This is a genomic window from Sphingomicrobium arenosum (assembly GCF_026157085.1).
Classification (GTDB): Bacteria; Pseudomonadota; Alphaproteobacteria; order Sphingomonadales; family Sphingomonadaceae; genus Sphingomicrobium; species Sphingomicrobium arenosum.
In genome coordinates this window covers 45,267-68,809 of the sequence record NZ_JANPVN010000001.1, presented here as the reverse complement: position 1 = coordinate 68,809, position 23,543 = coordinate 45,267, and the positions used below count along the sequence as shown (strand labels likewise).

Genomic DNA, 23,543 nt, shown 5'->3' with positions numbered 1-23,543 from the left:
ACGGATGACCGATCAAGCGAATTCGCGGCTCGCGGCGATCCGGTCGATCTTCGCCTTGGCCTCGGCAATCGCTTCGGCGCGGCGTTCCTCGCTCATCGCAACGCCATTGGCGATGACGAATTCGGGCTCCAGCCCCATGAACTGGAAGATGGCGCGGACATAACTCTGATTATGCTCGAAGCTCGAGCCTTCCTCATAGACCCCGCCCGAGGCGATCATCACGATCACGCGCTTGTCGCGCAGCAACCCTTCGGGCCCCTTCTCGGTGTAGCGGAACGTCTCGCCCGCCACCGCGACCCGGTCGAACCAGGCCTTGAGCTGGCTCGGCACCGAAAAATTATATGTCGGGGCACCGATGACGATCGTGTCTGCGGCCTTGAGCTGCGCGACGAACGCATTCGCCTCAGGCCGCCCGACGAGGTGCGGGATGGGATCAGCGACGAGATCGAGACGATCCACCTTCTCGCCCGCCATCTTGCCCACCGCATAAGCCGTGAGCTCACGCGTCACGCTGGCCTGCCCTTGCGTCGAACTGTCGATATGAAGAATGGTCATCGGGGACTCGCTTTCTTGGTTCCTGTTTGATACCAAGACGCATATCGTGCCTGTGGGTTCCGCCCGCAAGACGGCACATTTCTGGGGATAAGGCACATGGATGTGACCACGCGACAAGTCGAAGCCGACGAGCCCGAGCTCGAACATCTCCATCTCGCGGGCTGCAAGAATGTCGCCCCCGTCCTCAACCGTGTCGGCGACAAATGGTCGATGCTGATCGTCATGGTGTTGGCCACCGGCAGCCGCCGCTTCAACGAATTGAAGCGCGAGGTGGACGGCATCTCGCAGCGCATGCTGACCCGGTCCCTGCGTGGCCTCGAGCGCGACGGCCTCGTCAATCGCGCCGTCACCCCCTCCATTCCGCCCCGGGTCGATTACGATCTCACCGAACTCGGCCGCTCGCTCACCGGCCCCGTGAAGGCACTCGGCGATTGGGCGATCGACCATATCGGATGCATTCGCGCCGCACAGGAGCGCTACGACGCCGCCGAGGACCGCTGATCGCCACCGCGATATTAACCAAGAATGGTGATTTTTTCGACTTTTCGAACGTTAAAGCCGTCGTTAAGCCGTTCCGGTGCAAGTCAGTCTTTACACCCTCATGCTGTTTCTCGTCGCGGGTCTCGCCGCGATCGTGATGTTCGTGCGCATCGGCGCCGAGCGCCATGCCGCGACCAGCTATCTGGCGAGCGCCCTCTTGTTCGGCGGTGTCGCGACTTGGTTGTTCGATGCCGGCGGCGACGGGCCGTGGACGCGCGCGGCCCTCTACATCATCGACCCGCTGGTCATCTGGGGGGTGGTGCAGGCGATCCGCCTCGCGCTCGGCGGTGAGCACTCGCCGCCGTGGATGCTGCGCCTGCTCTTCGCCGCCATCGCCGCCTCGCTCGGCCTCCTCCTCCTCGGCGCGTCGATCCGCGTCGAATATCTCCCCGCCATCACCGCGCAGGTTATCGTCTATCTCGACGGCATCCGTTTTCTTTGCCGCGCCAAGCCGGGGCGCATCCGCACCGGGCTGCTCGTCTCCATGGGCGTGATGACGCTGACCGCGCTCGTCCGCCTGCCCTTTTTCCCGACCCTGCTCGACGCCGGCCGCGCCTATCCGCTGTTCGACGCCGACTGGTTGCAAGGCTTCCTCCTCGTCACCACCAGCTTCGCGGTGCCGGCCGTCACCGGCTTCATCATCGCCGCGGTCATCCAGCGCCAACTCGGCATCTACCGCCACCAGTCGCAACATGACGAACTGACTGGCCTCCTCACCCGCCGCGCTTTTTCCGACAATGTGCGCGACCACCAACCCGGCTTCGGCGCCATCGTCCTCACCGACATCGACTTCTTCAAGGCTGTCAACGATCGCCACGGCCATGGTGTCGGCGACGATGTCATCCGCCTTTTTGCCGAGCTCCTGAACGCCGCGGCCCCCGTCGCCGGACGGTTCGGCGGCGAGGAGTTCGCCATCGCCCTGCCCGGCTATTCGCTGGCTCGCGCGGCCGAGGTCGCCGAATCCCTGCGCGCCGCCTTCGCCGCGGTCCGCCATAGCAGCTTCGCGCCCGACCAGCGGCTCAGCGCCAGTTTCGGCGTGGCCCCCTATTTCCGCCGGCGCCCGCTCGACACCAGCTATGCCGAGGCCGACCGCGCGCTCTACCGCGCCAAGAACATGGGCCGCAACGCGGTGTGCATCTTCGGCACCAACGAATTCGAGCGCGGCGCCGCCCAGAAGACCGCCTGAGCCGGCTGCCTGCCTTCTTGCGCGCGCCGTTCGAAAAGACTTGTAAAGCACGGCCACCCCGCTAGCCCCGCATCATGCCCAGCTGGCTCGCCATCCTCCTTGGTCTTCTCCTCCTCGCCGCCGGCGGCGAATTCCTCGTTCGCGGTACTGTCGGCCTTGCGCGCAAGCTCGGTATCTCGCCGCTGCTCGCGGGTCTCACCATCGTCGGCTTCGGCACGTCGGCGCCCGAATTGATGACCAGCATCCAGGCCGCCTTGTCGGGCGTCCCAGACATGGCGGTCGGCAATGTCATCGGCTCGAACATCGCCAACATCCTCCTGATCCTCGGCCTGTCCGCGATCATCACCCACATCCCGATCCTGCCGCGCGCCTTCTATCGCGACGGGGCGGCGATGAGCCTTGCCGCGATCATGATCGTCGTCGGCGCCTTCATCGGCGGCTTCGGGCGTGGTTTCGGCCTGCTCCTCGTCGCGCTGCTGATCGCCTATATCCTCACCGCCTATCTCACCGACCGCCGCGTCGCGGATGAGGAAAGCGCGCGCCATGAAAAGGCCGAGGGCCAGAAACCCCAGGCCCGCTCGGGCACGTTCCTCCTTCTTGTCATGGCGGCAGGCGGCATCGCCGGCGTCGTGTTCGGCGCCCAATTCCTGATCGACGGAGCTACCGCCATCGCCCGCGGCTGGGGCGTATCGGAGGCCGTCATCGGCCTCACCATCGTCGCCGCCGGCACGAGCCTGCCCGAACTGGTCGCCTGCGCTGCCGCCGCCATGAAGAAGGAGCCCGACGTCGCGCTCGGCAATATCGTCGGCAGCTGCATTTACAACGTCTTCGGCATTCTCGGCATCACCGCCGTCATCCAGCCCCTCGCCGTGCCGCCGCAGATCGCCGCCTTCGACATCTGGATGTTGCTCGGCACCACCGGCTTGCTCATGCTCTTCCTGCGCACCGGCTGGACCATCAAACGCTGGGAAGGCGCCGCCTTCCTCGCCGCTTATGCCGCCTATGTCGGCTGGCTGGCCATGGGCGCTGCTGGCGGCTAAGCCGCTTACCATGAGCATCGACACCGCCGCCTTGGCCGCGCTCGACGAGCGCCTGCGCTGGCTTGCCAGCTGGACCATTCACCACGCCAATCACATCCGCCCCAAGGCGGACGGGGTGAAGGTCGGCGGGCACCAGGCCAGCTCGGCCTCGATCAGCGCCATCATGGCCGCGCTCTATTTCGACGCCATGGACGAGAACGACCGGATCGCGGTCAAGCCGCACGCCGGCCCCATCCTCCACGCCATCCACTATCTCTTGGGCTCGCAGAGCCGCGAGAAACTCGAGAATTTCCGTGGCCTCGGCGGCGCGCAAAGCTATCCCAGCCGCACCAAAGACGTCATCCCCGTCGACTTTTCGACGGGCAGCGTGGGCCTCGGCGTCGCGATCACCCTCTTCTCCAGCCTGATGCAGGATTATCTCGTCGCCCATGGCCGCCTTGCCGAGGCCGACAAGGGCCGCTTCATCGCGCTGATCGGCGATGCCGAACTCGACGAGGGCAATATCTACGAGGCCATCATCGAGGGCGCCAAGCATGACGTCCGCAACCTGTGGTGGATCGTCGATTACAACCGCCAGAGCCTCGATGCGACCAGCGCAGACAGGATGTTCGAGCGGTTCGACGACATTTTTTCCGCCTGCGGCTGGCGCACCGTCGAATTGCGTTTCGGCAAGAAGCTGACCGAGGCGCTCGGTGCCAAGGGCGGCAAGGCGGTGCGCGACTGGCTCGAAGCGCTCCCCAACGCCGACTTCGCCGCGCTCCATTATCAGGGCGGCGCGGCGTGGCGCCAGCGCCTGTCCGATGATCTTGGCAAGAAAGCCACGGCCTTCCTCGCCGCGCACGAGGACGACGAGCAGCTCGGCGAATTGATGACCGACCTCGGCGGCCATTGCATGGAAACGCTCACTCATGCCTTTGCCGAGGCTAAGAAGGACGACGTGCCGACCTTCTTCATCGCCTGGACCGTGAAAGGCTTCGGCCTGCCTTTCGCAGGGCACAAGGACAATCACGCTGGGCTGATGAACCCGACGCAGATCCAGGCGTGGCGCGATGATCTCGGCATCGCCGAAGGTGAGGAATGGGCCCCGCTTGCAGGCCTGTCCGACAATATGGCCCCCAAGGTCGAAGCACTGCTCGAGGCCGCCCGCATCAAGCGCGACAAGCGCCCGCGTAGTTTCGGCTCGGTCCCCATCCCCACCCTTCCCGCCCCCGAGGGCGAGGAGCAATCGACGCAGGCCGCCTTTGGCCGCATCCTCATGGACCTGTCTAAGGCAGGCGGGGAGCTCGCCGACCGGATCGTCACCACCTCGCCCGACGTCACCGTCTCGACCAACCTCGGGGCCTGGGTGAACAGCCGCGGCCTGTTCAAGCGCCGCGAGATGGAAGACGTTTTCGCCAAGGCCAAGATCCCCAGCGCGCAGAAATGGGGTGCCACCGACCAGGGGCAGCATATCGAGCTCGGCATCGCCGAATCCAACCTCTTCCTCATGCTCGCCGCCGCCGGTCTCACCGGCGATCATTGGCACGAGCGCCTGTTCCCCATCGGCACGCTCTACGACCCTTTCATCGCGCGCGGCCTCGATAGCCTCAACTACGGCTGCTATCAGGACGCCCGCTTCCTGCTCGTCGCCACGCCGTCGGGCCTGACGCTGGGCCCCGAGGGCGGCGCGCACCAGTCGATCAACCCGCCGCTGATCGCCATGGGCCAGCCCGGCCTCCGTCATTACGAACCCGCCTTCGCCGACGAACTTGCCGCGATGATGGAGCACGCCTTCCGCCTCATCGACGACCCCGATGGCGAAAGCACCTATCTCCGCCTCTCCACCCGCCCGGTCGAACAGGTCGCGCGCGCCGATGACGACTGGAAAGACGGTGCGCTCCAAGGCGCCTATTGGCTGCGCGAGCCCGCGGACGGCGCCGAGGCCGCCATCATCGCCATGGGCGCGCTGATGCCCGAAGCGCTCGCCGCTCATGAGGAACTGTCCGCCGACATCCCCGGCCTCGGCCTCCTCGCCGTCACCTCGCCCGACCTCCTCCACCGCGGCTGGACAGCGGCGCAGGCCGCCCGCTGGCAGGGCTCCCGCACCCCGAGCCACATCGAGACGCTTCTGTCGCGCCTCGACCAGCGTGCCGGCCTTGTCACCCTGTGCGATGCCGCGCCCGCTTCGCTGTCCTGGCTCGGCGGCGTCCTCGGCCAGCGTGTCGCCCCGCTGGGCGTCGAGCGTTTTGGCCAGACCGGCAACCTCGCCGATCTCTACGCTACCTACCGGCTCGACGGAAAAGCGATCACCGAGGCGATGGCCGAGATTCTCCTCACTTGATCTTAACCCTCTCGGCTTAATCGCGATTCTCATGAACCGTACGCCCGACATGCTCGACCAGAGCCTTGCCCACGAAATCGAGGAAGCGCGCAAGCTTCTCGAGATCATGGGCGATGACCTCGCCGCCGATCTCGACGTCATTACAAAGCATTGCACGAGCCTGCAGACGATCGACATCGTGATGCAGATTCTCGGCCATATCGCCAATGTCGTGCGCTCGACCGACCGCAAGGGCACCGTCGATGGCATCGGTATGCACGATCTCAAGATGAAGCTCCTGCCCGCCGCCCTCGATTCCGAGCGCCGCGCCGCAGCCGCTTGCGAGAAGGCTGCCTAGCCCCTAGGCCCTTCTTCCATGGCAGGACGATTTTTCGATCAATGGTCGGTGGGCGACGTCGTCGCGCATCCCATCACGCGCACGGTGACCGAGACCGACAATCTCCTCATCACCACCCTCACCCACAATCCGCAGCCGCTGCACCTCGATCACGAGGCCGCCGCCGACACCGAATTCGGCAAACCGCTCGTCAACAGCTGCTTCACCTTCAGCCTCGCGGTCGGCATTTCGGTGGGAGAGACCACCTTAAGCACGCTCGTCGCCAATCTCGGCTATGACGAACTGAAATTCCCCAAACCCGTCTTCGTCGGCGACACGCTGCGCATCGAAAGCGAATGCCTTGCCCTGCGCGAATCAAAGTCGCGCCCCGGTGCGGGCATCGTCACCTGGGAACATCGCGCCTTCAACCAGCGCGATGAGCTCGTCTTGTCCTTCAAGCGTTCCGCGCTCCTCAAGAAGTTCGCGTAAATGACCGATCTCCCCCCGCCGCGCAGCTGGCTGTTCGTTCCTGCCGACAGCGAAAAGAAGGTCGCCAAGGCGCTCGACAGCGAAGCCGACGCGATCATCTTCGATCTTGAGGACAGCGTCGCCCCTGCCGCCAAGAGCTACGCCCGCGACCTGTTGAAGGAACTCGGCCCCCGCGATGGCGGCCCGCGCTGGTGGGTCCGCATCAACCCGATGTTCGCGCCCGAACATCGCGAAGACCTCAAGCTCTTCTCCAAGGCCGCGTTCGAAGGCATCGTCCTGCCCAAGGCCGAGAGCGAGGATGACCTTACGCATCTCGCCCATTCGACCGGCTCGATTCCCATCCACGCCATCGTCACCGAGACGCCCGCCAGCCTGTTCGCGCTGGGCAGCTACAAGGGCACGCAAGCCCCGCTCGCCGCGATGAGCTGGGGCGCCGAGGACTTGTCCGCCGCGCTCGGCGCGCGCTCCAAATATGACCGCGACGGCAAGCTCGCCTTCACCTACCAGCTCGCCCGCTCGCTCTGCCTTGCAGGCGCGGTCGCCGCCGGTGCGCAGCCGGTCGACGGCGTCTATACCGATTTCCGCAACGATGACGGCCTCAAGGAAGAAGCGCGCGCCGCCGCGTCCGAGGGCTTCACCGGCAAGCTCGCCATCCACCCCGCACAGGTGCCGATCATCAATGCCGCCTTCACGCCGTCCGATACCGAGGTCGCGCGCGCCAAGGCCATCATCGACGCCTTTGCGGCCAACCCGGATGCCGGGGTGCTCGATGTCGGCGGGCGCATGGTAGACCGCCCACACCTACTCCAAGCCAAGTCGCTTATCGCCCGCGCCAAGCGGTGAAGCGCGCCGCGTCGATCGTCGTCGGCCTTGCGCTGATCCTCGCTGCGGTCCTCGCGGTCCAGATCGCACGACTGCCCGCCGTTCCGCTGCCCGAAACCAAGAGCGCGTTCGACCCGATCGCCTTTTTCGAGGGCGGCAGTCGGGGGACAGGCACGATCTCTCTCGTCACGGGCCAGACCCGCGCGCTTCGCGTCGAAAGCATGGGGCTGCCTCAGGACGACGGCGCGCTCTGGCTCGAGCAGCGCATCTTCGAGGAAGGCAAAGCCCCACGCAAGCGGCTGTGGATCCTGCGTCCGCTGGGCGATGGTCGTTTTGGCGGCTCGCTGACCGATGCTACCGGCCCCGTGACCGCACGGGTCGCGGGCAATCGCATGACCATCGCCTATGACGCGCGCGGCGACGTGCGTATCGAACAGGAGCTGGCGCTGGCCCCCGACGGCACCGTCCGCAATCGCCTCGACGTCTATAAATGGGGCTTGAATGTCGCGCGCTTGGACGAAAGAATACACCCCGATTGAGGCCTGCTTTCCGGGCCCGGGGGAGGATTTTCACATGAGCAGCGAGACCAAGCCTTGGTCGATGGCCAAGGTCGTCACCGCATCGTCGGCGGGCACCGCCTTCGAATGGTACGATTTCTTCATCTTCGGCGCGCTCGCCAGCACCATCGGGCAGGTCTTCTTCGCCGGTCTTGGGGAAACGGCAGGCGTCATCGCTGCGCTCGGCCTGTTCGCCGCCGGCTTCGCCTTCCGTCCGCTGGGCGCGATCATCTTCGGCGCGATGGGCGACCGCGTGGGGCGCAAGGCGACCTTCCTCACTACCGTCAGCCTGATGGGCGGCGCGACCTTCGCCATCGGCCTCCTGCCGACCTATGCGACCGCGGGCATCATCGCCCCCATCCTCCTCATCATCCTGCGCATCTGCCAGGGCACCGCCTTGGGCGGCGAATATGGCGGCGCGGCCATCTATGTCGCCGAACATGCCGATGACAACAAGCGCGGCGCCGCGACAGGCTGGATTCAGTCGTCCGCCGCCTTCGGCCTCGTCGCCGCGCTGCTCGTCATCTATTTCACCCGCACCACGGTGGGCGAAGAAGCCTTCCTCGAATGGGGCTGGCGCGTGCCCTTCCTCGTGTCGGTCCTCCTGCTGCTCATCAGCGTGTGGATGCGTCTCAAGCTCTCCGAAAGCCCCGCCTTTAAGAAGCTCCAGGAAGCGGGCGAAGTCACCAAGACCCCGCTGCGCGAAGCCTTCGCCGAGAAGGAGTCGCTCAAGCAGGTACTCACGGCCTTCTTCGCCTTCATGGCCGCACAGGGCGCGCTTTGGTATTGCGCCTTCTTCTACGTCCAGGTCTTCCTCGAACGAAATCTCGGCCTGCCGGGCGCGGAAGTGAACTGGATCATCCTCATCGTCACGCTCGTCTCCGCGCCGCTCTATGTCTTCTTCGGCTGGTTGTCGGACAAGGTGGGGCGCAAGCCCGTCATGGTCGGCGGCATGCTGCTCGGCCTGATCGCCTTCTGGCCCGGCTTCCACGCCATTACCGAGGCGGTGAATCCCCGCCTCGCCGCCGCGCAGGAAGCGACCCCTGCCGTGATCGAGACCGACCTTGCCACCTGCTCGGTCCAGTTCGATCTCATCGGCAAGGCCGAATTCACCAGCCCCTGCGACATCGCCGCCAAGACGCTGTCGGCCAAGGGCATCGGCTATAGCAAGGTTGCGAGCGAGGACGGCAGTACTGCCGTTCGCCTCGGCGACAATCGCGTCGCGGTCACCGACACTGGCGATGCTATCGCCCCCGCGCTCGAGGCCGCCGGCTATCCCTTGAGCGCCGACCCCGACGAGATCGACCAGCCGACGCTCTACTTCTGGCTGATCGTCTTCACCGTCGCCGCCACCGCGCTCTACGGCCCGCAGGCCGCCGCGCTGGTCGAGATGTTCCCGACGCGCACGCGCTACACCGCGATGAGCCTGCCCTATCATATCGGCACCGGCTGGGTCGGCGGCTTCCTGCCCGTCACCGCCTTCGCCATCGTCGCGGCCACGGGCAACATCTACGCTGGCCTCTGGTACCCGCTCTTCTTCATTGGGCTCAGCGTCATCTGCGCGCTATTGTTCTGGAAGGAAAGGCACGGCCAGCCTCTCCACTAGGAGAGGCCAAGAGCGCCGTGCCTTGCTCCACTAAGGCCGTATCGGGTGCGCAGCGCGCTCAGCGCTCGTTGCGCACCCAGATGCTGCTCGACCATGCCGGGATGGATAGTACCGTGCCCTTGGCAAGCGGACCGCGCACGATCACGGGCGATGCGGCGGGCCCATAGGCCAACAGTGCCGGATCTTCCATCGGTCGCTGGAACCAGACGCCTTCGCCCGGCACGTCGCCAAGCGTGATCTCGACCGGCTCGGCACTGTAATTCTGCGCCACGAACACGGCGTTTCCGTCCTGCTCGCGCACGAAGCTGAAGACCTTCGCCTCGTCCGAATTCTTCACATGCACCATCTCGCCGCCCCACGGCGCATTGTGCAGCGCGGGGTTCTCGTCGCGAAAGGCGATCCAGCTGGCAAACAGATCGGCATTGGGGTGCGCGCGCCAGTCGATCGGATCCTTCTCGAAAAACTCGAGCCGCTTGTTCAGCCCCGCTTCCTGCCCGTTGTAGATAAGGGGGATGCCTTCCGAGGTGAACATCAGCACGAAGGCATTGGGGAGCGCCGGGCCCATGCGCTCATAGGCCGTCCCCGCCCATGCATTTTCGTCATGGTTGGAAGTGAAGATCATCCGCTGCGCGCCCTTGGGCCAAAGCGAGGCATGCTCCGAATAGAAGCCATAGAGCCCCGTCGCATCGGCCTCGCCATGCCCGATCTTCTCGAGCGCCTTGGCCCAATCCCAGGCATAGCTCGCATCGAAGCTATAATCGTGCAGGTCGCGCTGGCCGAATTCGCCGAGCATCCACATCGGCTTGATCGCCTCCAGCTCGGTTCGGGTTGCTTCCCAGAAATCGGGCGGCATATAGCCCGCCACATCAGCGCGGAAACCATCGATGTCGGTCTCGCGCACCCAATATTTCATCGCATCGGTCATCGCGCGGCGCATCGCCATGTTCGAATAATCGAGGTCGATGATGTCGGTCCAATCCCAATAGGGCGTCGACACGAACTCGCCCTTCCAATTCGTCTCGTACCAGTCGGGATGCTCGCTGGCCCACGGATGGTCCCACGCCGTATGATTGCCGACCCAGTCGAGGATGACCTTCATCCCCCGCGCATGGGCGGCATCGACGAAGGCCTTGAAGTCCTCCATCGACCCCAACTCCTCGCGCACCGCGGTATAATCGGTGATCGAATAGGGACTGCCGAGCGTGCCCTTGCGATTGACCTCGCCGATGGGCTGCACGGGCATCAACCACAGGATATCGACCCCCAGCGCATCGAGCCGGTCGAGCTCGCCCATCGCCGCACGCAGCGTCCCCTTGGGCGTGAACTGGCGCGTGTTGATCTGGTAGATGACCGCATCGCGCGACCAGTCGACATGCTCGCGCCCCATATAAGCGGGCGCGGTGCCGGTGTCGGCAGGATGCGCGAGCGCGGCGGCGGGCATCATCAGCGCCGCCGCGACCAGAGAGGAAAGACGGTGACGCATGATGAACGCTCCTATGCTCTGAGGGCGGCCGCGGCCTTGGCTTTCTCGGCGACCTTCGCGAGGTCGGTCTCGCCCTTAGGCAGGATCCAGCTACCCCCCACGCACATCACCGCGTCATGTGCCAGCCAAGCGGCCGCCGTGTTCTCGCGAATGCCGCCGGTGGGGCAGAATTTGGCCATTTGCAGCGGCGCCGAGATCGCCTTCAGCGCTGGCAGCCCGCCATTGGCCTCGGCGGGGAAGAATTTGAACCGCTCCAGCCCCATGTCCAATCCGCGCATGATCTCGCTCGCGGTCGCCACGCCGGGGAGCAGCGGCACCTGCTTGTCCGATGCCGCGCGCACGACCCAGTCGGTCAGCCCCGGCGAAACGATGAATTCGGCGCCATAATCGACCGCCTCGTAGAGCATCACCGGGTTCAAGACCGTGCCCGCCCCGACGATCGCGCCCTCGACCTTGCTCATCGCCTCCATCGCCTCCAATGCGCCCTCGGTACGCAGCGTCACCTCGATGACGGGCAGGCCATTCTCGACCAGCGTTTCGGCCAGCGCGACCGGATCGGGCCCGCCTTCCTCCAGCACGAGCACGGGAATGACGGGGGCGAGCCCCATGATGTCGTCGATGGTCATGAATGTTCCTTCGCGAAAGCCACCGCGGCGCCGTAAAGGCCGGGCTGCGGATGGGTGACGAGCTTGACGGGGATATTCTGCATGCGCCGCTCGAAGCGGCCCTTGGCGATGAAGCGCCCGGCAAAGCCCGAACGCTCGAACCGGTCGCGCAGCCGGAAACCGAGCCCGCCTGCGAGCACGACGGCATTGGCGCCATGCGCCAGCGCCAGGTCGCCCGACACCGCGCCGAGCGATAGGAAAAAGCGATCGAGCGCGGCCGCCGCCAGCGCGTCCGAGCCTTCCATCGCGCGGGTCCACAGTTCGATATCGTCGATCTCGTGCACCGCCTTGCCCTCGATCGCGCCCAGCGCTTCGTAGATGTTTACCAGCCCCGAACCGCAAGCGATCCGCTCGATCGACACGCGGACATAGCGCTTCCTGAGCCGCTGCAGAATGCGGTCCTCGAGGCTGTCGAGCGGCGCCCAATCGACATGCCCGCCCTCGGTGGCGATGACATGATTATGCCCGTCTGGGGTCTTCAGCACCTGCGCGACGCCGAGCCCCGTGCCCGGCCCGACGATGCTGGTCACGCCATGGCGCGGGAACGGCCCCCCGGGCCCGGTAACATGGAGAAAATCCTCATCGCCTAATTCGCCGACCGCATGGCCGATCGCGGCGAAATCGTTGACGATGGTGAAATTGTCGACGCCCAGTTTCTCCTGCGCCAGCGCCGGGCGGATCACCCACGGATTGTTGGTGAGCTTCAAGACTTCGCCATCTACCGGCCCCGCGAAGGCGATCGACAGATCCTTTGGCTCGGGCCCCGCATTGATCTCGCAAAAATGGCGCCAAGCGGTCTGGAAGCTGGCATGATCGTTGGTGCCGAGCGTCACCGGCTCGGACAGCGACAGGACGTGCGTCCCCTCGATCTCGGCGATGGCGAAACGGGCGTGGGTGCCGCCGACATCGGCAACGGCGATGGTACGGCTCACAGCGAGGCCTCCATGGCATGAAGCATGGCCGATCCGCCCTTTTCGGCTTCATCGGCGTGATAACGGAACAGCGCGAACAGTTCGCGCCCGGTGCCAACGGGCTGCGGCGGCGCCTCGGCGGCCTCGCGCGCGGACAGATCGGCGTCGGTCGACAGCGCCCCCGTCTCGGCACAGACCCGCACGACATCGCCATCGCGGAGGAAGGCGAGCGGTCCGCCGCCCAGCGCCTCGGGCGAACAATGGATGGCGGCCGGCACCTTGCCCGACGCCCCGCTCATCCGCCCGTCGGTGACCAGCGCGACCTTGTGGCCGCGATCCTGCAGCACGCCCAAGGGCGGGGTCAGCTTGTGCAATTCGGGCATGCCGTTGGCGCGCGGTCCCTGGAAGCGCACGACGACGACGACGTCCTTGTCCATTTCGCCCGCCTCGAACGCATCGACGACGCTCTTCTGATCGGCGAAGATCCGGCACGGTGCTTCGATCGTCCAGCGCTCGCGCTCGACCGCGCTGGTCTTGAAACAGGCCCGCCCGAGATTGCCGCTCAAGAGCCGCATTCCCCCATCGGGCTGGAACGGATCGCTCGCCGGGCGCAGCATCGTGTCATTGTTTGACGCCGTCACCGCTTCCCAGCGCACCCCTTCGCCATCCTCGACCGGGTTGGTCGCATAAGCCGCGAACTCATCCGCACCGGCCGCCTCATGGTCATGCACCAGCCCCGCCTCGCGCAGCGTATGCGTGACGAAGGCCATGCCGCCCGCGTGATGGAAGTCGTTCGTGTCGCCCGACCCATTGGGATAGACCCGCGCGATCAGCGGCACCGCATGGCTGATGTCGGCAAGGTCGGTCCAGTCGAAGACGATCCCCGCCGCGCGCGCGATGGCGGGCAGATGGATCATGTGGTTGGTCGAGCCGCCCGTCGCCATCAGGCCGACCGCCGCATTGACGATGGCGCGCTCATCGACCGTGTCGCACAGCCGCTTCTTGGCCTTGGCAAGTTCGGCAATGCGATGCGTCGCCGCGCGCGTGAGGTTCTGGCGAAGCTTCGTGCCCGGATTGGCAAAGGCCGCCCCCGGCACGTGCAGCCCCATCATCTCCATCATCATCTGGTTGGAGTTGGCGGTGCCATAGAAGGTGCAGGTACCCTGCCCATGATAGCTCGCGCTCTCCGCCGCCAACAACTCTTCCTTGGTCGCCTTACCCTCGGCATAAAGCTGGCGCACGCGCTGCTTTTCCTTGTTGGCAAGGCCGCTCGGCATCGGGCCCGCGGGCACCAGCAGCACGGGCAAATGCCCGAAGCGCAGCGCACCGATCAGCAGTCCTGGTACGATCTTGTCGCAGATGCCGAGCATCGCCACGCCCTCGAACATCCCGTGGCTCAGCGCGATCCCCGCGCCCATCGCGATATTGTCGCGGCTGAACAGCGACAGGTCCATGCCTGGCTGGCCCTGCGTCACCCCGTCGCACATCGCCGGCACCCCGCCCGCGACCTGCGCCGTGGCACCGGCCTCGCGCGCCCAGACCTTCATCTGCTCGGGATAGCGATAATAAGGCGCATGCGCGCTCAGCATATCGTTGAACGCCGTGATGATGCCGATATTGGGCCCCGAGAAGGTGCGGATCGCCTTCTTGTCGTCACCCGCCGCGGCAAAGCCATGCGCGAAATTGCCGCATGACAGGCGCGCGCGGTCGATGCCACGCTCGCCTTCCTCGTCCATCAGCTGGAGATAGGCCGCGCGGCTCTTCGCGCTCCGCTCGCGGATGCGATCGGTGACGGCGGCAATGCGGGGGTCGAGGGTCGCCATGATGGCTCCTTTAAGGTGCCCAGTGAATGTCGATGGGGAATTCGGATTCGGCGAGCACGCGCACGATCGGCAGCTTGGACGACTGCCCGTCCTCCAGCCCGGCTTCGAGGATGTCGCGCTTCTCCTGCCCCGTGATCGTCACGATGATCGTGCGCGCCTGGAGGATACCAGCGCGCGTCAGCGTCACGCGATCCACGGGCGCCTCGGGCGGCATGGGGTCGGGATGCACGCCGATCGCCAGATTCGCCTTGGGCGCATCCAATGCGCTGTCGAGGTCGGGACCGGGGAAGATCGAGGCGGTATGCCCGTCGGTCCCCATACCAAGCCAGACGAGATCGGGCGGCCACTTCAAATCCTTCAGCCGCGCGTTCGCCGCATGACCCGCCATCACATAATCGTCGGTATCGGTGACGATCGGATAGATGCGCGCGCCGGTGGAGATCATCGCCTGCGCGATGGCGCGGATGTTGGACAGTTCATTGTCGACCGGCACCAGCCGATCATCGCCGGGGATGATCGTCACGCGCTTCCACGGCAGCTTCTTTTCCGCCAACCGCTCCCACACCGCCTTGGGCGTCGAGCCACCGGGAAAGGCCAGCAACGCTTCGCCGCGCGCGTCAATCGCGCTTTCGACGATGAAGCCGATGTCGCCTGCCACCGCGTCGGCCATTTCCTCGCGGTCGTCATAGTCCCACCATTCGGCCTCAATCATTCCACTGCCTTCCGTCTTTCTTCATGCGCTCTGCCGAGGACTTGGGCCCCCAGCCTCCGGCTTCGTAAATTTCGGGTGTCATGCCCGCTTCCATCCAGCTGGCACGCAGCCGGTCGATATAGGTCCATTGCGCCTCGATCTCGTCGCGCCGCACGAACAGCGTGGGATCGCCCTCGATGAGGTCGAGCAGCAGTCGCTCATAGGCGATCCGCCGCCGATAATCAGAGAACGCCCCGTCCAACGTCACATCCAAGGGCACTTCGCGCAGCCCCATGCCGCCGCGGTCCAGCCCCGGCGTCTTGGTCATCAGCTTCAATCGGATATTCTCGGTCGGCTGGATCGAGATGATGAGCTCGTTGGGCTGCGGCACCGCATTGACGTTGGAAAAGATCGAATGCGGCACGCATTTGAACTGGATGAGGATCTCGGTCTTGCGCGTCGCCAGCCGCTTGCCGTGCCTCAGGTAGAACGGCACTCCCGACCAGCGCCAATTGTCGACATGCGCGCGCAGCGCGATGAAGGTCTCGGTATCGCTTTTCTCGCCCAATTCGTCGGCATAGGCGCGCATCGCCTCGCCCTTCATCTCGCCCTCGCCATATTGGCCGAGGATGACATTGTCGGGCGCATCGGCGGGCAGGATGGGGCGCAGCGCCTTCAGCACCTTCACCTTTTCGGCGCGCACCGCCTCGGGATCGTAATCGGCGGGCGGCTCCATCGCCACCAGCGCGAGCAATTGCAGCATATGGTTCTGGAGCATGTCGCGGCTCGCGCCCGCATCGTCATAATAGCCCGCGCGCCCCTCGAGCCCCACTTCCTCAGCGACGCTGATCTGGACGTGGTCGATATGACCTGCATTCCACACCGGTTCGAGCAATGAATTGGCAAAGCGCAGCGCGAGCACATTCTGCACCGTTTCCTTGCCGAGATAATGGTCGAGCCGGAATATCCGCTCTTCGGGGAAGGCCGCGGCGACCGCGTCGTTGATCTTCTGCGACGAGGGCAAATCGGTGCCGATGGGCTTTTCGAGCGCCAGCCGCACGCTCGGCCCGGCCAGTCCGACGCGCTCGAGATTCTCGATCACCGTCGTGAACAGCGAGGGCGCGGTCGACAGGAAGATCGCGACCCCCTTGTCGATATGGATCTTCGCGGCCAGCTCGTCATAGCCCTCGGGGGTCGTCGCATCGACCGGCAGATAAGAGAGCCGCGCCGCGAACTTGCGCGCCGTGATCTCATTATAGAAATCGGCCGGCAGCCGTGCCCGCAGCGCCTCGATCGCGGTCTCGCGGAATTCCTCGTCCGACAATTCGCTGCGCGCCGTGCCGATGATCGACACGTCCTCGGGCAGCAGCTTGTCGGCATAGAGCCCATAGAGCGAGGGAAGCAGCATGCGGCGCGACAAATCGCCGGTCGCGCCGAACAGGAGAAGGGTCGAGGCCTTTTCGCTCAAGAGGTCATCCTTGTGCCGGTTACGGATCATCTAGCGGTGGGAACGTTCACACAGCAAAGCCTCCCTGCCACCTCGTGGCAGCGCTGGAAACCCCCTGTTCGTTCCCGAGACGCTACGCCTTACTGTGCTTCGAAGTGAAGCGCAAAGCCTCCGCCAGCCCGCATGCCCACCGTCAGCCATTCGAGATCCGATGGCACGGCTTCACCCTTGGGGACGAACATGTTGAAGCGGGTCGGCCCATCGAAATGCGCGTCGGGTGCATCGAGCCAGGCGTGCATTACATAGTCTTTGTCGGGGTCGAGGAAGTCGAGCGGAAGGCGCACGATGCGCTCTTCCTCATTGGTGCCGCCACCGACGAACCAGTCCTCGCTATCGGCATCCTTGCGCGCGGTGACGACATAATCGCCCACCTCGCCCATCAGCACGCGGCTGTCCGCCCAATCGGCGGGCACGCGCTTGATGAACTCGAACGCCTGGGGATGCTCGGCATAATGTTCGGGCAGGTCGGCCACCATCTGCAGGGGCGAATAGACCAGCACATATTCGGCAAGGTTGCGCGCCTGCGTCATCTGCAGCGGCTGCCCGCGCCCCTCGAGGCTGACGATCCCCGGCGTATAATCCATCGGGCTCGACAGGAGCCGCGTGAATACCATCGTCGGCACATGATCGGGGCCATTGGGCGGAGCGCCCCAGGCATTGAACTCCATCCCGCGCGCGCCCTCGCGCGTCACCCAGTTGGGATAGGTGCGCCGCAACCCCGTATCCTTCACCGGCTCGTGCGGGTTGATGACGATGTGCCGCTTGGCCGCCTCGGTGACGACCTTGAGATGGTGGCGCTGCATCACCTGGCTTTCGGTGCATTCGCGCGTTTCGCGTCCGTCCTCGTGCACGTAGCGAAGGTTGCAGGCGTCGGTGACATAGCCCGACTTGATCGCCCCCACCCCGCGCGCCTGCATGAGATCGAGCCCGGCCTCGAGCTGCGCCTCGTAATTGCCGACATCGCCCGACGTCTCGTGATGCCCGACGATGGGCACGCCCTTCTCGGCGGCATAGCGCGCCAGGTCCTCGAAGTCGTAATCGGGATAGGCCTCGGTGAAGCTGAATTCGGCCCCGTTGAAGAACCAATTGCCGTCCCAGCCCAGATTCCAGCCTTCGACCAGCACACCCTCAAATCCATGTTCGGCGGCAAAATCGATGTAGCGCTTCACATTGGCGGTGGTGGCGCCATGTTTCGCGCCCGACCCCCAACTTTCCTCGTCGAGGTGCAGGCTCCACCAGACCCCGACATATTTGTGCGGGGTGAACCAGCTCATGTCGCCAAGCTTGTTGGGCTCGTTAAGGTTCAAGATGATATCGCTGTTTGCCAGCCCCGCCGCATCGTCGGCGATCGTCAGCGTCCGCCACGGCGTCGAAAAACCGTTGGCGCGCTCGACCCGCGCGGCGCTCGATCCCGTCGGCGCCAGCGTGACGCGAAAATTCGTCCCCGTCGTGCGCTTGACCCACATGCCGGCAAAGTCGACCAGCGCCGCCTCGTGAATCGCCACATGGGTGCCGCCCGCCAGCTTTACCGTAAAGGGCGTATGCACCATCGAGACGCCCGAGATTGGCGTTTCCTCGTAGAGATATTCGTAGCGGTTCCACTCGCCCGCCGGGATCCACCAAGCCGTGCCGTCGTCTGCAAAATTAAACTCGGTCAGCTCGTCCGCGATGCGGATCGTCTCGCCCAGCGAGGCATGCTCGAAGTCATAGCGAAACCCCACGCCGTCATCGAAGACGCGAAAGGTGACGCCGAACTCGCGGCGCTCCTCGCTGTCCTCGCGGAACGTCACCGACAGCTGGTTGTGGGCATCGCGCACGAAGCGCTTCTCGCCCCACGGCTGCTCCCACGTCTCGTCATGGCTTCCCGTCGCTGCCGCGACGATTCCCAGCCGCCGCTCGAGCTTGTCCTGATCGGCCATCAGGAACCCCAGCCGGCTGTCGGCGATCACCGCTGCGCCGTCGAGCTCCACGCGATAAAAGGGCCGCCCCTCGCCATTGACGTCGACCGTCAGCACCAAGCGCCCGTCGGGCGACGTCACCACCTCCTCGGCCAGTGCGGTCGAGGGAAGCGCGACTAACGCGGCGGCGAGCCCGAGGGCGAGGCGTTGGATCATTGGGTCTCCACGATGAGGGCGGAAAATGCAGCGAGCTCGCGCTGGTCGGGGGCGACATCGCCGGTTGCCAGCAGCACCGAACCGCTGACCTCGGGCAGCGCCAGCGGCGCCGCCGTCAGGTTGAAATAACAGGCGATCCGATGTCCCGCGTGGCGCCGTTCGAAAGCGAGCAGGTCGCCGCCCTCGTCGATCACCTCGACTTCACCGCAGCGCAGCGCCTCATGCGCGTTGCGCAAGGCAATTACCTTGCGCGTCCAATGCAGGATGCTCTCGGCATCAGCTTCCTGCGCCGCGACATGCATCGCCCGGTGCGGCCCCGCGATCGGCAGCCAACTGTCGGTCGAACCGAACCCCGCGCACGCGCTGTCCGTCCATGTCATCGGCGTGCGCGCGCCGTCGCGTCCCAGCGTCAACGGCCAGTTGGCGATTGCCTCGGGGTCCTGCAAATCCTCATAGGCCACCTCGGCCTGCGGCAGCCCCAGTTCCTCGCCCTGATAAAGGATCGCATTGCCCTTGAGGCACATCAGCAACGCCAAGGCGGTCTTCACCGCCCGCGGCCGCTCTTCCTCGCCCCACCAGCGGGAGGCAAAGCGCGGCGCGTCATGATTGGAAAAGGCCCAGCTCGGCCATCCCTCGCCTTCCTCGCCCGGCCAGCTCGCGATGGCCTCGCGCACCAGCTGCGGCGTCAGCTTGTCGGCGTAGAGATAATCGAAGCCATAGGCACTGTTCAGCCGGTCCTGCCCGTGCGTGAATTCTTTCATCTCGCGCGCCGCCTGTTCGCCGCCCACCTCGGCCAGCGTGAAGCGCGCGCCATAGCCGTTCATCACCTCGGCGATCCGCTCGATAAAGCCGATCAGCTCGGGCTGCGACTGATTATGATAATGATGCTGGAAATCGAAGCTGCGCGTGCGCTGCTTGGGCTCAGCCACCGGCGGATTGTCGGTCAGCGCGCGGTCGTGCATCGCGAAGTTCAGCGCATCGAGCCGGAACCCGTCCACGCCCCGGTCGAGCCAGAAGCGCGCGACCTGCAACAGCGCCTCCTGCACCTCAGGGTGATGCACGTTGAGGTCGGGCTGCTCTTTCAGGAAATTGTGGAGGTAATATTGCCCGCGCCGCGCGTCCCACGTCCAGCTGGGGCCGCCGAACACCGACTGCCAATTGTTGGGCGGCGAACCATCGGGCTTGGGATCGGCCCAGACATACCAGTCGGCCTTGGCATTGTCCCGGCTCTGGCGGCTCTCCTCGAACCAGGCGTGCTCGATGCTGGTGTGGCTATAGACCTGGTCGATGATGACCTTGAGCCCGAGGTCATGCGCGCGCGCCACCATCGCGTCGAAATCGCCGAGATCGCCGAAGATCGGATCGACCCCGCGATAGTCCGCGACGTCATAACCGAAATCGGCCATCGGCGAGGTGAAGAAGGGGCTGACCCACAAGCCATCGCAGCCGAGCGAAGCGATATGCTCCATCTTCTCGGTGATCCCGGCGAGATCGCCGATCCCATCGCCATTGGAATCGCGAAAACTGCGCGGATAAACCTGGTAGATCACCGCGCCCCGCCACCATGGCAGGCCCTCGCAGCCTTTTACGAACGCCTCACTCATTTCGCCTCGCACATCGCATAGCCGAGCGGGGGCAGCGCGTAGCGCACGCTGCCGGGCGCCGAACTCGTCGATACGCATTCCCCCACAAGGCTCGTCCATTCCATCGATCCCGTCTCGACCAGCACCTGCCCGTCGATCGCCTCGTTGCTCGTGTTGAAGAGAAGCAGCACCTCGCGCCCTGTTTGCGGATCAAAGCGCGAGGCCGCGAACAGCCCCGGCGTCTCGCCATAACCGCGCGTCACCTGCCGACCCTGCCGCAGCGCGGGGCTAGCCTTCCGCAAGCCCGCCAGCCGCGCGATCTCTCGATAAAGCGGATGCTCGCGGTCGAAATTCTCTTCCGCCGTCGTCGCCTCGGTGCCGAGAAGATCATTGTCATTATATTCGGCCACCCGGCTCGGGAACATCGTCTCGCGCGCCAGCTGGTCGTTGCCGTCGGACACGAAGCCTTGTTCGGCGCCATAATAGATGACCGGCGACCCCCGCAGGGTCAGCAGCATGGCATGGCCGAGCATCACGCGTTTGAGCAGTTCGTCCTGCGAGATATCGGGCCGCCGTTCCTTGATCAGCCCCGAAAAGCGCCCCTTGTCGTGATTGCCGAGGAAGGTCGGCAGCGTTTTCGCCGTCTCGAACCCGCCGCGATAGAGCACATCCTCTTCGAACAGGCGCGCCCACACATCGGTCCCCGCCTCGCCCCCGATCGTCTCGATCGCGCTCGCCGAGAAAGCGAAGTCGAGCAGCGCGGGAAAGGCCGCCATGTGCGTGTAGCGCGCCAGATAGCCGGGCGTCGTCTCGTCCGAATATACCTCGCCGAACATGTGGAAATGCGGAATGCCCGCCGCTTCCGACCGCGCTTCCATCGCGGGCAGGAAGGCCTGCCAAAATTCGTTGTTCACGTGCCGCGCGGTGTCGATACGAAACCCGTCGACCCCGAACCGATCGATCCAGTCGCCGAAAATCTCGATCATCCCGCCCATTACCAGCGGGTTCTCGGTGAAAAGATCGTCCAATCCGACAAAGTCGCCATAGAGCGAATTCTCGCCCTTGAAGGTCGTGTCGCCGCGATTGTGATAATAGATGGGATCGTTGAGCCAGGCGGGCACCTTAACATCGCGCTCGCCCTCGGGAATCACGACCTCATAGGCGTAATTGGGGTCGGTCAGCCGGGTGAAATTCTCGACCGTCATTACCTGATCGCCGGCAAAGCCCTCGTTGATCGCCTCGCCGTCGACCCCGCCCCGCGTCGAGTAAGGATAATCGGCCAGGCTTCGATAGGAATAATCCCCGCCATCGCGATAGTTGATCACGTCGGCGGTGTGGTTGGTGATGATGTCCATATAGACCTTCATGCCGCGCGCATGCGCCGCATCGACGAAGGCATCGAATTCTTCATTGGTCCCGAAATGCGGGTCGACCGAGGTGAAGTCGGTCACCCAATAGCCGTGATAACCCGAGCTCTCCTGCCCCGGACCGCCCTGCACGGCCTTGTTCTTGAAGATGGGCGCGAACCAGATGGCGGTGATGCCAAGTTCCTCGAGATAATCTAGCCGCCGCGTCAGCCCGGCCAGATCGCCGCCATTGTAGAAGGCGCGGCTTGCCGGATCGAAGCCATGGTCGAACTTGCCGCCCTCGATGCCGCCCCGGTCATTGGCTGGATCGCCATTATCGAAGCGGTCGGGCAGCACGAAATAGACGATCTCGTCCTCGGGCGGCCGCGCACGATAGTCGGCGCCATCGCCATAGCCAGGCGCGGCTTGGGCCAGCGCGATCGCTGCCAACAGGGTCATCATCCGGCCATCTCCTCGGCAAGCGTCAATTCTGCGCCGATCGAGCGCAGGAAATCCTCATGTGTCGGCAATTGCCCCGCGGCACGGTCGACGACCGATTCGATGTCGCCGAGGAAAGCGCCGAGCTGCTCGGACGAAATCTTGTCGGCAAGCGGGTGGTAGCGCTCGGGCCGTACGCCCTGGCCGTTGAGGACCTGGAACCAAGCAACGTCGGTGAACAATTCGTCTGCGTATCGATAGCTTTTCCCCGAGGCCCGGAAGACGTCGAGTTTGAATTTCAGGCTGTCGGGAATGTCCATCGAAGCCATCTCGCGCCAGAAAGGTTCGGGCCGCCGATTGACGTGATAATGCGCGATGATGAAGTCGCGGGTCGCCTCATATTGGCCCGCCATATGCGCGTTGAATTCGGCAATGAGCGAGGGGTCGCAGTTCTTGTCCGGCCACAGGCTGAGCAGCCTCCTGATCCCGGCCTGAATAAGGTGGATCGACGTGCTCTCCAGTGGTTCCAGAAAGCCGGCGGCAAGGCCCAAGGCAGCGACGTTGCCGTTCCACTGCTCGGGCCGCGTCCCCGTGGTAAATTCGATCATGCGCGGATCGTCGAGCGGCGCACCCTCGATCGTGTCGAGAAGGAGGCGCGTCGCCTCGTCCTCGTCCATGTGCGCCGAGGAATAGACATGGCCGTTGCCGGTGCGATGCTGGAGCGGGATGCGCCACTGCCAGCCCGCGGCATGGGCAATGGACTGCGTATAGGGACGAAGCCGCGCGCCATTCTCGCTCGGCACCGCGATCGCCCTGTCGCAGGGCAGCCAATGGGTCCAGTCGCGATACTCGGCCCCCATCGTCTCGCCGATCAGCAATGCTCGAAAACCCGAGCAATCGATGAAGAACTCGCCCTCGACGCGGCGTCCGTCATCAAGCTCGGCCGCGCGGACGAACCCGGTTTCGTCATCGCGCTCGACCGCCTCGACCTTACCCTCGATGCGCGTCACGCCGAGCTTTTCGGCTTCGCGGCGCAGGTATCGCGCATAGAGGCCCGCATCGAAATGAAAGGCGTAGGTCATCCCGCTGAGCCGGGTACCCTTGATGGCACCGACACGAGCCATCTTGAACTCGCGCGCCGCCGCGCCGGTCAGCGAATAATGTTCGAATGATTGCGCGATGTCTTCTTCGCGCCCGCGCAGCCAATATTGCGAAAATTCCGACAGCCCCAGCGACTGCCCCTGAGCGCCGAACAGATGCGTGTAGCGGCTGTCCGCATCGCCCCAGCCGACAAACTCGATCCCGAGCTTGAAGCTGGCCTTGGACTCGCGCAGGAATTCATCCTCGTCGAGCCCGACCATCGCGTTGAATTCCTTGATCGGCGGGATGGTCGCTTCGCCCACCCCCACGGTGCCGATCGCATCGGATTCCACCAGCGTCACCTTGACCTGGTGGCCGAGCACGCGCGCCAGCGCGATCGCCGCCATCCAGCCGGCGGTCCCACCGCCGACGATCGTGACCGTCTCTATCCGCTGCTCGCTCATGCCCGCG

20 protein-coding genes are annotated in these 23,543 nt (G+C 64.9%); 9 read left to right on the top strand and 11 right to left on the bottom strand.

What is annotated here, in order from left to right:
- Window positions 1-12: 12 nt before the first annotated feature.
- Window positions 13-555: an FMN-dependent NADH-azoreductase gene (locus tag NUW51_RS00220; RefSeq protein WP_265561681.1), complete on the bottom strand. Its 543-nt coding sequence runs from the start codon at window positions 553-555 to the stop codon at window positions 13-15.
- A gap of 96 nt (window positions 556-651) precedes the next feature.
- On the opposite strand from NUW51_RS00220, the gene NUW51_RS00215 reads away from it, so the two are divergent.
- From NUW51_RS00215 to NUW51_RS00175, 9 genes are all read left to right on the top strand, one after another.
- The gene (locus tag NUW51_RS00215; protein ID WP_265561680.1) at window positions 652-1,056 is read left to right on the top strand and encodes a winged helix-turn-helix transcriptional regulator; all 405 of its coding nucleotides are present in this window, start codon (window positions 652-654) and stop codon (window positions 1,054-1,056) included.
- 76 nt (window positions 1,057-1,132) lie between these two features.
- Window positions 1,133-2,281 carry a GGDEF domain-containing protein gene (locus tag NUW51_RS00210; protein ID WP_265561679.1) on the top strand — a complete coding sequence of 383 codons (1,149 nt, stop codon included), beginning with the start codon at window positions 1,133-1,135 and terminating at the stop codon, window positions 2,279-2,281.
- Window positions 2,282-2,355: 74 nt separating this feature from the next.
- The gene (locus NUW51_RS00205) at window positions 2,356-3,321 is read left to right on the top strand and encodes a calcium/sodium antiporter (protein WP_265561678.1); all 966 of its coding nucleotides are present in this window, start codon (window positions 2,356-2,358) and stop codon (window positions 3,319-3,321) included.
- A 10-nt stretch (window positions 3,322-3,331) separates the two neighbouring features.
- Window positions 3,332-5,641: a transketolase gene (locus NUW51_RS00200; RefSeq protein ID WP_265561677.1), complete on the top strand. Its 2,310-nt coding sequence runs from the start codon at window positions 3,332-3,334 to the stop codon at window positions 5,639-5,641.
- A 31-nt stretch (window positions 5,642-5,672) separates the two neighbouring features.
- A complete protein-coding gene (locus NUW51_RS00195) occupies window positions 5,673-5,978 on the top strand; it encodes a hypothetical protein (protein WP_265561676.1) in 306 nt (101 codons plus the stop codon).
- 18 nt (window positions 5,979-5,996) lie between these two features.
- Complete coding sequence (locus tag NUW51_RS00190; protein WP_265561675.1) at window positions 5,997-6,446, top strand: MaoC family dehydratase; 450 nt, start codon at window positions 5,997-5,999, stop codon at window positions 6,444-6,446.
- Complete coding sequence (locus NUW51_RS00185; protein WP_265561674.1) at window positions 6,447-7,289, top strand: HpcH/HpaI aldolase/citrate lyase family protein; 843 nt, start codon at window positions 6,447-6,449, stop codon at window positions 7,287-7,289.
- Window positions 7,286-7,807, top strand: a complete 522-nt coding sequence (locus NUW51_RS00180; protein ID WP_265561673.1) for a DUF3833 family protein — start codon at window positions 7,286-7,288, stop codon at window positions 7,805-7,807. Before NUW51_RS00185 ends, NUW51_RS00180 begins: the two co-directional genes overlap by 4 nt.
- A 34-nt stretch (window positions 7,808-7,841) precedes the next feature.
- Window positions 7,842-9,431, top strand: a complete 1,590-nt coding sequence (locus tag NUW51_RS00175; protein WP_265561672.1) for an MFS transporter — start codon at window positions 7,842-7,844, stop codon at window positions 9,429-9,431.
- A gap of 58 nt (window positions 9,432-9,489) precedes the next feature.
- Here NUW51_RS00175 and NUW51_RS00170 read toward each other — a convergent pair whose 3' ends face one another.
- From NUW51_RS00170 to NUW51_RS00125, 10 genes are all read right to left on the bottom strand, one after another.
- The gene (locus NUW51_RS00170; protein ID WP_265561671.1) at window positions 9,490-10,914 is read right to left on the bottom strand and encodes an alpha-amylase family glycosyl hydrolase; all 1,425 of its coding nucleotides are present in this window, start codon (window positions 10,912-10,914) and stop codon (window positions 9,490-9,492) included.
- A gap of 11 nt (window positions 10,915-10,925) precedes the next feature.
- The gene (eda, locus tag NUW51_RS00165) at window positions 10,926-11,540 is read right to left on the bottom strand and encodes a bifunctional 4-hydroxy-2-oxoglutarate aldolase/2-dehydro-3-deoxy-phosphogluconate aldolase (protein ID WP_265561670.1); all 615 of its coding nucleotides are present in this window, start codon (window positions 11,538-11,540) and stop codon (window positions 10,926-10,928) included.
- Window positions 11,537-12,511 (bottom strand): glucokinase, encoded by a 975-nt coding sequence (locus NUW51_RS00160; protein WP_265561669.1) that lies wholly within the window; start codon window positions 12,509-12,511, stop codon window positions 11,537-11,539. Before NUW51_RS00160 ends, eda begins: the two co-directional genes overlap by 4 nt.
- Window positions 12,508-14,313 carry a phosphogluconate dehydratase gene (gene edd, locus NUW51_RS00155; RefSeq protein WP_265561668.1) on the bottom strand — a complete coding sequence of 602 codons (1,806 nt, stop codon included), beginning with the start codon at window positions 14,311-14,313 and terminating at the stop codon, window positions 12,508-12,510. Before edd ends, NUW51_RS00160 begins: the two co-directional genes overlap by 4 nt.
- A 10-nt stretch (window positions 14,314-14,323) precedes the next feature.
- Window positions 14,324-15,025 carry a 6-phosphogluconolactonase gene (gene pgl, locus NUW51_RS00150; protein ID WP_265561667.1) on the bottom strand — a complete coding sequence of 234 codons (702 nt, stop codon included), beginning with the start codon at window positions 15,023-15,025 and terminating at the stop codon, window positions 14,324-14,326.
- Window positions 15,018-16,472: a glucose-6-phosphate dehydrogenase gene (gene zwf / locus NUW51_RS00145; protein WP_407696299.1), complete on the bottom strand. Its 1,455-nt coding sequence runs from the start codon at window positions 16,470-16,472 to the stop codon at window positions 15,018-15,020. Before zwf ends, pgl begins: the two co-directional genes overlap by 8 nt.
- A 119-nt stretch (window positions 16,473-16,591) precedes the next feature.
- A complete protein-coding gene (locus NUW51_RS00140; protein WP_265561665.1) occupies window positions 16,592-18,625 on the bottom strand; it encodes a glycoside hydrolase family 97 protein in 2,034 nt (677 codons plus the stop codon).
- On the bottom strand, window positions 18,622-20,229 hold the full coding sequence (locus NUW51_RS00135; protein ID WP_265561664.1) for an alpha-amylase family glycosyl hydrolase: 1,608 nt from the start codon (window positions 20,227-20,229) through the stop codon (window positions 18,622-18,624). Before NUW51_RS00135 ends, NUW51_RS00140 begins: the two co-directional genes overlap by 4 nt.
- Window positions 20,226-22,016, bottom strand: a complete 1,791-nt coding sequence (locus NUW51_RS00130) for an alpha-amylase family glycosyl hydrolase (protein ID WP_265561663.1) — start codon at window positions 22,014-22,016, stop codon at window positions 20,226-20,228. Before NUW51_RS00130 ends, NUW51_RS00135 begins: the two co-directional genes overlap by 4 nt.
- A complete protein-coding gene (locus NUW51_RS00125) occupies window positions 22,013-23,536 on the bottom strand; it encodes a tryptophan halogenase family protein (protein ID WP_265561662.1) in 1,524 nt (507 codons plus the stop codon). Before NUW51_RS00125 ends, NUW51_RS00130 begins: the two co-directional genes overlap by 4 nt.
- Window positions 23,537-23,543 lie beyond the last annotated feature (7 nt).

Coding starts and splice junctions, on each gene's coding strand:
- NUW51_RS00170 (WP_265561671.1), bottom strand. CDS start 10,914: ATGCGTCACCGTCTTTCCTCTCTGGTCGCGGCGGCGCTGATGATGCCC.
- pgl (WP_265561667.1), bottom strand. CDS start 15,025: ATGATTGAGGCCGAATGGTGGGACTATGACGACCGCGAGGAAATGGCC.
- NUW51_RS00200 (WP_265561677.1), top strand. CDS start 3,332: ATGAGCATCGACACCGCCGCCTTGGCCGCGCTCGACGAGCGCCTGCGC.
- NUW51_RS00190 (WP_265561675.1), top strand. CDS start 5,997: ATGGCAGGACGATTTTTCGATCAATGGTCGGTGGGCGACGTCGTCGCG.
- edd (WP_265561668.1), bottom strand. CDS start 14,313: ATGGCGACCCTCGACCCCCGCATTGCCGCCGTCACCGATCGCATCCGC.
- NUW51_RS00220 (WP_265561681.1), bottom strand. CDS start 555: ATGACCATTCTTCATATCGACAGTTCGACGCAAGGGCAGGCCAGCGTG.
- NUW51_RS00135 (WP_265561664.1), bottom strand. CDS start 20,229: ATGAGTGAGGCGTTCGTAAAAGGCTGCGAGGGCCTGCCATGGTGGCGG.
- eda (WP_265561670.1), bottom strand. CDS start 11,540: ATGACCATCGACGACATCATGGGGCTCGCCCCCGTCATTCCCGTGCTC.
- NUW51_RS00185 (WP_265561674.1), top strand. CDS start 6,447: ATGACCGATCTCCCCCCGCCGCGCAGCTGGCTGTTCGTTCCTGCCGAC.
- NUW51_RS00205 (WP_265561678.1), top strand. CDS start 2,356: ATGCCCAGCTGGCTCGCCATCCTCCTTGGTCTTCTCCTCCTCGCCGCC.
- NUW51_RS00195 (WP_265561676.1), top strand. CDS start 5,673: ATGAACCGTACGCCCGACATGCTCGACCAGAGCCTTGCCCACGAAATC.
- NUW51_RS00215 (WP_265561680.1), top strand. CDS start 652: ATGGATGTGACCACGCGACAAGTCGAAGCCGACGAGCCCGAGCTCGAA.
- NUW51_RS00125 (WP_265561662.1), bottom strand. CDS start 23,536: ATGAGCGAGCAGCGGATAGAGACGGTCACGATCGTCGGCGGTGGGACC.
- NUW51_RS00175 (WP_265561672.1), top strand. CDS start 7,842: ATGAGCAGCGAGACCAAGCCTTGGTCGATGGCCAAGGTCGTCACCGCA.
- NUW51_RS00140 (WP_265561665.1), bottom strand. CDS start 18,625: ATGATCCAACGCCTCGCCCTCGGGCTCGCCGCCGCGTTAGTCGCGCTT.
- NUW51_RS00130 (WP_265561663.1), bottom strand. CDS start 22,016: ATGATGACCCTGTTGGCAGCGATCGCGCTGGCCCAAGCCGCGCCTGGC.